Here is a 7,646-nt window from a genome sequence, read left to right on the forward strand (position 1 = left end):
CAGGATGGATCCGGGTACTCGATGTCGAGAACGACGCGTCGGCTCCGACGTCCCCCGTGAAGGCCGCCGCTCGGCGTCCTCGACCGGCACCAGCACACGGAGGTCACCATCAAGTACGTCGTCCTCATCCACTCCAACCCCGACCCGTGGGGCCACCCGACCATCGACCACACGCCCGAGGGCCGGAGCGTCCCCGCCGAGCAGCGGGCCGTCATGGACCGCGAGTTCGACGCGCTGCTCACCGAGCTCAACGAGAGCGGCGAGTTCGTGGTCGCCGAGGCGCTCGCGTCGCCGGCGTCGTCGACGGTGTACCGCTGGGATGGCGACCGCCACGTCACCACGGACGGGCCGTTCGCCGAGACGAAGGAGCAGCTCGCCGGCTTCTTCCTCATCGACTGCGAGACGCGCGAGCGTGCGGAGGCCGTCGCGGCCCGCTTCGCGGGGCCCGGTGACACGGTCGAGCTGCGGCCGGGCATGGTCTTCGAGGACGACCGGATCGGGGCCGACGACGTCCTCTGACGACGTCGAGGACGTCTGGCGCCGGTGCGCGCCCGACGTCCTCGGCGCGGTCGCGCGGCACCACGGCGACTTCGGCCGCGCCGAGGACGCGGTGCAGGAGGCGCTGGCCGCAGCGGCCCGGACCTGGCCGGCCGACGGAGTCCCCGACGACCCGCGGGCGTGGCTCATCACGGTCGCCTCGCGCCGCTACGTCGACGCCTGGCGCTCCGACAGCGCGCGGGAGCGGCGCGAGCTCCTCGCGGCCGCGCGGTCGCCGTCGGACGCGTTCCTCGCTCCCGCGGCGGACGCGCCCGGCGGCCCCCACCACGACGACACGCTCACCCTGCTCGTGCTGTGCTGCCACCCGGCCCTGCCGCGGGCGTCGCAGGTCGCGCTGACGCTGCGCGCGGTCGCGGGCCTCACGACGGCGCAGGTCGCCCGGGCGTACCTCGTCCCCGAGGCGACCATGGCGCAGCGCATCTCGCGCGCGAAGGCCAAGCTGCGGGAGGCCGGGGCCCGGTTCGTCCCGCCGTCCGCGGAGGAGCTGCCGGGGCGCGTCGCCGCGGTCTCCGAGGTGCTCTACCTCGTCTTCACCGAGGGCCACACGACGACGACCGGTTCGGGCCTCGTCGACGTGTCGCTCGCGGACGAGGCGATCCGGCTCGCCCGCGAGCTGCACCGCCTGCTCCCGAGCGACGGCGAGGTGACCGGGCTGCTGGCGCTCATGCTGCTCACCCACGCCCGTCGCGCGGCGCGCAGCACGCCCGACGGCGCCCTCGTCCCCCTCGCGGAACAGGACCGCACCCGCTGGGACGGTGCGCTGGTCCGCGAGGGCACGGCGCTCGTCGAGGCCGTGCTGCCGACGGGACGCGTCGGGCCGTACCAGCTCCAGGCGGCGATCGCCGCGGTGCACGACGAGGCCGCGACCGCCGCGGAGACCGACTGGGTCCAGATCGACCTGCTCTACGAGATGCTCGAGCAGCTCGCGCCGAGCCCGGTCGTGACCATGAACCACGCGGTCGCGGTCGCGGAGGTCGCCGGGCCCCGCGCCGGGCTCGCGATGGTCGAGCCGCTGCGGTCCGACCGCGCTCTGCGACGCCACCACCGGCTGCACGCGGTGCGCGCGCACCTGCTCGAGCGGCTCGGCGAGACCGAGGAGGCGTGCGCGGAGTACGCCGTGGCGGCCGAGCTCACGACGAGCGTCGTCGAACAGCGGTACCTCAACGCCCGCGCCGCCGTGCTCCGGGAGGCGTCGACCCGGCGTTGACGGCACCCGCTCCTCGCCGTGCCCCTCCGCCCTCGCGGACCCCGGCGGCGCCGTCAGAGGATCGTCGTCAGGACCCCGCCGTCGGCGCGGACGGCCGCACCGTTGGTGGCCGACGCGAGCGGGCTCGCGAGGTAGGCGGCGAGGGACGCGATCTCGGCCGGCTCGATGAACCGCTGGAGCAGCGACGTCCGGTTCCCGGCGGCGATCGCGTCCTTGAGATCGTCGACCGGGACCCCCTGCGCACGCGAGAGCCCCTCGACGGCCCGGGCGACGCCGTCCGAGTACGTCGGGCCGCCGAGGATCGTGTTCACCGTGACACCCGTGCCCCGCGTGAGCTTCGCGAGGCCGTTTCCGAGCGCCAGCATGCCGGCCTTGGTCACGCCGTAGTGGGTCATGTCGCCCGGGACGTCCACGCCCGACTCGCTCGACACGAAGAGGATCCGGCCCCAGCCCCGAGCCAGCATCCCGCCCAGCACGTGCCGGGAGAGCCGCACCCCGCTCATGACGTTGACGTCGAAGTGGCGCTGCCAGTCCTCGTCGGTGATGTCCTCGAAGTCCTTGACCTCGAAGACGCCCACGTTGTTCACGAGGACGTCGACCTCCCCCAGGGCGGCGAGCATGCGGCGGACCTGCTCGGCGTCCTCGACGTCGGCCGCGATGCCGGAGACGTCGCTCCCCGGCACCACGGCTCGCAGCGTGTCGACGGCGGTGCGCACGCGCTCCTCGGTGCGCCCGTTGACCACCACGGCCGCCCCTTCACCGAGCAGCGCCTCGGCGACCGCGTAGCCGATGCCCTGCGTCGACCCGCTCACGAAGGCCCTCTTCCCTGCCAGTCCCAGATCCATGTCGTCCCGTCGTCCTGCGCCGGCTCCCACCGGCGTCACTTGCTCAAGCAAGTCGATGCTAGGCGAGCACGACTTTCCTGGGCAAGTGAAACGGGCACAGGGCGGGGTTGCCGCTCGCTACGCTGCTGCCATGCCGGCCACCCCCACCCCCGCGGCGCTCGAGGGCGACGACCTCGAGACCTGGTCCGCCCTGGCGACCGTGCTCGAGTGGCTCCCCGCCGCGCTCGACACCCAGCTGCAGCGCGACGCCCAGCTCACCCACTTCGAGTACGGCGTCCTGTACGCCCTGTCCCGGGCGCCCGGCGGCACCCTGCGGATGAGCGTCCTCGCGGGGTACGCGAACAGCTCGCTCTCACGCCTGTCCCGGGCGGTCACCCGCCTCCAGTCCCGGGGGTGGGTGCGACGCTCCCCCGACCCCACCGACGGCCGCTTCACCCTCGCGACGCTCACGGACCTCGGACGGGAGAAGGTCGACGACGCCACCCCGGGCCACGTGGAGACGGTCCACCGGTTGGTCCTCGACCGGCTGACGCAGCCCCAGGCCCGGCAGCTGCGCGAGATCAGCCGGCGCATCGTGCGGGCCATCAGGGACGAGGGCGCCTGGTCGCCGCACGACTCGACGGACGCCGTCGCGGTCGTCCCGACGACCGGGAGGACCTCGTGACGGACCTCGTCATCCGCACCGGCTCCCCGGGATCAGGAAAGACGACCGTCGCCAGGCTCGTCGCCCGGCGCTACCCCCGCAGCGTCCGTCTCCGCACGGACGACTTCTGGCACTTCATCGCCCGGGGCGCCTTCCCGCCCTCTGAGCCGGGGGCCGACGAGCCGAACCAGCTCGCGGCAGACCACGTCGGCTGTCTCCTCGGCGTCGGGGGCGGACGTGTCGAGGGCGTGGTCTGACGACGCGGCCCGAGCCGGCGCCGGTCGCCCGGCCTGCTGACCCGACCACATCAAAAATCCGACCACGTCAGAGGTCCGACCACGTCAGGATGGACACCATGACCTCGACCGAACCCTCGCACGCCCACGCCCTCCGCGTCGCCCGTGTCCTCGGAGTCACCGAGCAGGTCTGCACGGTCTGGGAAGCCTCCGGACCGAAGGACGTTCCGTTCGCGACGACGTTCCCTGCCCCCAGGAGGGAGCGCGTCGCACCGGGACACCTGGCGGCGGTCGCCACCGGACCCGACGGCGCCGACGTCGTGGTGTGGCGCTGGTACGACGCGGTCGTGCTCGGGTCCGCCGAGGGCGACGGCACCGTACGACTCTGGGAGCCTGCACACGGTGAAGTGACTGCCCGGCGCCGCCGGACCGACGCTCCGCTCGAGCCGGGGACCCGGGCCTTCGCGTCGGCGGGGCTCCCCGGCGCGGACTGGTGGGTCAACGGTCCCGCGGACCGACTGCCGCGGGACGGAGCCATCGACCTCGCCCAGGTGGAGAGCTTGTACACGGACAACGGACTCTGGGAGTCCGTGTTCGGGTCCTGACCACGGGCCGGCGACGGCACCTCACAGTCCGAATGCCGACCCCATGTCCGGCGCACCTCGGGCGTTGCCCAGCGGCGCCACTCCGAGGACCTCGTCAAGGAACCGGGTGAGGGAGTAGTGCGTCAGCGGGGTCCTCACGACCAGGTGACTCACCCGGGGCGTGAGCACCGACGTCAGCACGACGTTCCCCGACCTGCGATCGTCCTCGTCGGCGGTCACGACGACGACGAGCCGCCCCGACCTGAAGTCCGTGCTCGCGAGGACGGGCGTGAGCGTGCGCTTCAGCCACCGGTCCGCTCGGGCCAGCGATGCGTCGTGCGCGTCGTTGTCGACGTCGGGAATCAGGAGGCCGACGTCGGGCAACCGGTTCGCCACCGCGTCCGCACGGAACGTGTCCGTGCTCAGGTCGCCGGCGCGGCACGCCGCTCGGTCCGCCGCGAAGTACGTCCAGGGGTTGTGGCGGACGGCGTACGCACCGTGGTCGCGGACAGCGCACCTGCTCGGCATCGACTCCGCATAGGTCCGCGCCGACCTGCCGGCCTGCCGCGCCTGGGAGAAGACCGAGCGGGCGTGCCCGACCTTTGACGCGTTCTGTGCCGGTGGACGATCGTCGCGGATCCCGAAGGTCGATCCGCCGACGATCGCCAGGTAGTTCGGCTCGCTGGGGTGGGTCAGCGCATGCCACCGGGTCGCGTACCCGTACCGGTTCGAGAGCGCCGCCACGTACGGCATCTCGGACAGCATCTCGTGCAGCGAGTGGTTCTCCTCGATCACGACCAGCACCTTCGTCGGATGCGATCCGGCACGCGACGCCGAGGATGAACCGTGCGGCGTGGGCGGGGCCGCAGTCACGGTGGGCGCCGCCCCAGCCTGGGGGGCCGAGCCTGCCGAAGACGCCTGCTGGGAGGTCTCCACCGGCCGCGACGTGCCGGACACGCTGCTCGGCCCGCAGCCCGCCAGCGCCAGCGCGGCGGCCACGATCACGACGAGATGTCGTCCGATCGACACGAGGAAAATCGTAGGTTCGGCGCCCGTCCTTCGCCACCACGTGCCACGGCTGGCTGGGCTCCGACCGGCCGTGCCGGCGCGCCCGTCGCAGCAGACGACGTCACGCTCAACGTTCACCCGCGCGACGACAGCCGGACACCGGCCGGACCCCGCGTTCTTCGCCGGGCGGCCTAGCGTCCGACCGTCGCTCTCCGCCGGTGCGAGTCGGACGCCGCCCCACCGGTGGAGCCCCTCGGACGAGAGGTCACCCCATGCTCAGGTCCCGCAGCGCCGCCGTCGCGGCGCTCCTCGGTCTCGGACTCGCCGGCGTCGCCGCCCCGGCGATCGCCCACGGCCGCGCCCCGCACCCCTCCCACCCCGCGCACGCGGCGTCGTCGGCACCGCGCGCCGACAAGGTCGCCGTGAGCGGCGGCGTGACCAGCGTGCTGACGCCCCTCGCCAACGACCCGAAGGGCCTCCAGCTCGTCTCGTCGACGAAGACCGCGCACGGCGCCCTCACGCGCCAGGCCGACGGCTCGTTCCTCTACACGCCCGACAAGGGCTTCCGCGGCACGGACTCCTTCAGCTACGCGACGACGGATGCCGCGCGGCTCTACGCGACCGACGTCGCCCCGCTCGGGAAGGTCGGTGACGTCGAGATCTCGGGCGGCGCGTACGGGTCGGCGGTCGTCACGAAGCCCGGGAGCGACGACGTGGTCTACGGGCTCACGGACCGCGGCCCGAACGTCGACGGCCCCGACGGCTCCAAGGTCGAGCCGCTGCCCGACTTCACGCCCTCGATCGGTGAGTTCCGGCTCGGCTCGGACGGCCGCGCGACCCTCGTGCGGACCATCCCGCTCAAGGCGAAGGACGGCACCCCGCTCAACGGTCAGGAGAACCCGGAGGCCGACGCGGGCGAGACGATCCTCGGGATGGACGGCACCGCGCTGCCCACGTCCGCGAACGGCCTCGACACCGAGGGCCTGGTCGCCGCGAAGGACGGCACGTTCTGGGTCTCCGACGAGTACGGGCCGTACATCGTGCACTTCGACCGGAGCGGTAGGGAGCTCGAGCGGTTCTCGCCGTTCGACGGCTCGCTGCCGCGCGAGCTGAGGTTCCGTGAGCCCAACAAGGGCATGGAGGGCCTGACGGTCACGCCCGACGGGAGGACGCTCGTCGGGATCATGCAGGCCGCCCTCACGATCGACTCCGACCACCAGGCGAAGAGCAAGAACATCCCGTTCACGCGCATCGTCACGTTCGACCTCACGACGCACCGGGTGCACGAGTACGCCTACGTCCTGGCCGACCCGGCGACGAACGGCACCGCGGTCAGCGAGATCACGGCGGTCTCGGCGACGAAGTTCCTCGTCGACGAGCGCGACGGCCACACGGAGCCCGGCGCCTTCAAGAAGGTCTACGAGATCGACCTGTCGAAGGCGACCGACATCGGGCCGTCCGCGAAGGTCGCGGGCGCGCACTACGACGCGACGTACGGTCTCGAGGTGTCCGGCACGAGCACGGGCGTCGGGCCGCTCGAGTACCTGTTCACGGACAAGTCGCAGAGCCCCGACGGCGACGCGATCCTCCGCGCCGCGGGCGTCACCCCGGTCGCGAAGTCGCTCTACCTCGACCTCGGCGCCCTCGTGACGAAGCTCGACGCGACCGGCGGGTTCTTCGGCCACGACAAGGTCGAGGGCATCGACCTCGTCGACGGCGGCCGCAAGCTGCTCGTGTCGAACGACTCGGACTTCGGGATCGACGGGCTGTCCGACGCGAACGGCGACGCCTCGACCGACGTCGCGCCGCCCTTCGCCCTGCACACCAAGCTCCAGCCGAACGGCACCCAGGACGACGGCGCGTACCTCGTCGTCGACCTCGCCAAGGCGAAGGACGTGCTGTCCGGCAAGGACGCGACCCGGTCCGCGACGGTGACGATCGCCGTCCGCTGACCCTTCTCGCCGGCTACCCCTTCTCGCCGGGCACCCCCACTCGCCGAGCACGGGGCCTGCGCCCGTCCGCACCGCCGGACGGGCGGAGGCCCCGTGCTCGGCCGTCGGGAATCCCGTGCTCGGCAAGAGGGAGAGGACGTGCGCGTCGTCGAGCGAGGGTGCGGGACCGCTCAGGCGTCCGGGTCGAGATCCTCGGGACGCGCCGGGTCGACGAGGTCGTCGTACTCGTGGTGCCGTTCCACGTACGCGTGGATGAACGGGCAGACGGCGACGACGCGCATCCCCCGCGACCGGACGTCGTCGAGCGCGTAGGACGCGAGGAACGAGCCCACGCCCTTGCCCTCGAACTCCTCCTTGACGACCGTGTGGATGAACACGACCCGGTCGCCGCGGACCCAGTAGGCCGCGAAGCCCGCGAACCGGCCGTCGTCGGTGCGGATCTCGTACCGCTCGTGCTCGCGGTTGTCCGTCGCGACCAGGTGCAGTGCGTCGTCGCTCACCCGCCCATCATGGCCGACGACGCCGCCCGCCGTCAGCCCGTCGGCCGAGCACGGGATCCGTGCCCGCCGAGCACGGGGTCTGCGCCCGTCCGACGGCGCGGACGGGCGCAGAC

Annotated in this window: 9 protein-coding genes; 6 read left to right on the plus strand and 3 right to left on the minus strand. The window is 73.0% G+C overall.

Annotation, left to right across the window (positions count from 1 at the left end):
- Positions 1 to 126: 126 nt before the first annotated feature.
- Entirely contained in the window at positions 127 to 519 is a 393-nt protein-coding gene (locus tag ACFT5B_RS07290) for a YciI family protein (protein ID WP_386797332.1), read from the plus strand.
- Positions 449 to 1,765, plus strand: coding sequence for an RNA polymerase sigma factor (locus ACFT5B_RS07295; RefSeq protein WP_386797321.1), 1,317 nt, complete (start codon positions 449 to 451; stop codon positions 1,763 to 1,765). The genes ACFT5B_RS07290 and ACFT5B_RS07295 overlap by 71 nt, the downstream gene beginning before the upstream one ends.
- Positions 1,766 to 1,818: 53 nt before the next feature.
- On the opposite strand, the gene ACFT5B_RS07300 is transcribed toward ACFT5B_RS07295, so the two are convergent.
- Positions 1,819 to 2,577 carry an SDR family NAD(P)-dependent oxidoreductase gene (locus ACFT5B_RS07300; protein ID WP_386797322.1) on the minus strand — a complete coding sequence of 253 codons (759 nt, stop codon included), beginning with the start codon at positions 2,575 to 2,577 and terminating at the stop codon, positions 1,819 to 1,821.
- Positions 2,578 to 2,740: 163 nt separating this feature from the next.
- On the opposite strand from ACFT5B_RS07300, the gene ACFT5B_RS07305 reads away from it, so the two are divergent.
- The 3 genes from ACFT5B_RS07305 (at position 2,741) to ACFT5B_RS07315 (ending at position 4,094) form a co-directional block, all read left to right on the plus strand.
- Positions 2,741 to 3,274 (plus strand): MarR family winged helix-turn-helix transcriptional regulator, encoded by a 534-nt coding sequence (locus ACFT5B_RS07305; protein WP_386797323.1) that lies wholly within the window; start codon positions 2,741 to 2,743, stop codon positions 3,272 to 3,274.
- Positions 3,271 to 3,510 carry a hypothetical protein gene (locus ACFT5B_RS07310; RefSeq protein ID WP_386797324.1) on the plus strand — a complete coding sequence of 80 codons (240 nt, stop codon included), beginning with the start codon at positions 3,271 to 3,273 and terminating at the stop codon, positions 3,508 to 3,510. The genes ACFT5B_RS07305 and ACFT5B_RS07310 overlap by 4 nt, the downstream gene beginning before the upstream one ends.
- A 98-nt stretch (positions 3,511 to 3,608) precedes the next feature.
- On the plus strand, positions 3,609 to 4,094 hold the full coding sequence (locus ACFT5B_RS07315) for a hypothetical protein (protein ID WP_386797325.1): 486 nt from the start codon (positions 3,609 to 3,611) through the stop codon (positions 4,092 to 4,094).
- Between the two features lie 21 nt (positions 4,095 to 4,115).
- Here ACFT5B_RS07315 and ACFT5B_RS07320 read toward each other — a convergent pair whose 3' ends face one another.
- Positions 4,116 to 4,868, minus strand: a complete 753-nt coding sequence (locus ACFT5B_RS07320; RefSeq protein WP_386797326.1) for an alkaline phosphatase family protein — start codon at positions 4,866 to 4,868, stop codon at positions 4,116 to 4,118.
- 485 nt (positions 4,869 to 5,353) lie between these two features.
- Here ACFT5B_RS07320 and ACFT5B_RS07325 point away from each other — a divergent pair, with 485 nt between their 5' ends.
- Positions 5,354 to 7,033 carry an esterase-like activity of phytase family protein gene (locus ACFT5B_RS07325; RefSeq protein ID WP_386797327.1) on the plus strand — a complete coding sequence of 560 codons (1,680 nt, stop codon included), beginning with the start codon at positions 5,354 to 5,356 and terminating at the stop codon, positions 7,031 to 7,033.
- A gap of 170 nt (positions 7,034 to 7,203) precedes the next feature.
- On the opposite strand, the gene ACFT5B_RS07330 is transcribed toward ACFT5B_RS07325, so the two are convergent.
- Entirely contained in the window at positions 7,204 to 7,533 is a 330-nt protein-coding gene (locus ACFT5B_RS07330) for a GNAT family N-acetyltransferase (RefSeq protein WP_386797328.1), read from the minus strand.
- Positions 7,534 to 7,646: the final 113 nt, after the last annotated feature.

Origin of the sequence: Luteimicrobium sp. NPDC057192, from assembly GCF_042670205.1 — a bacterium.
GTDB lineage: Bacteria > Actinomycetota > Actinomycetes > Actinomycetales > Cellulomonadaceae > Luteimicrobium.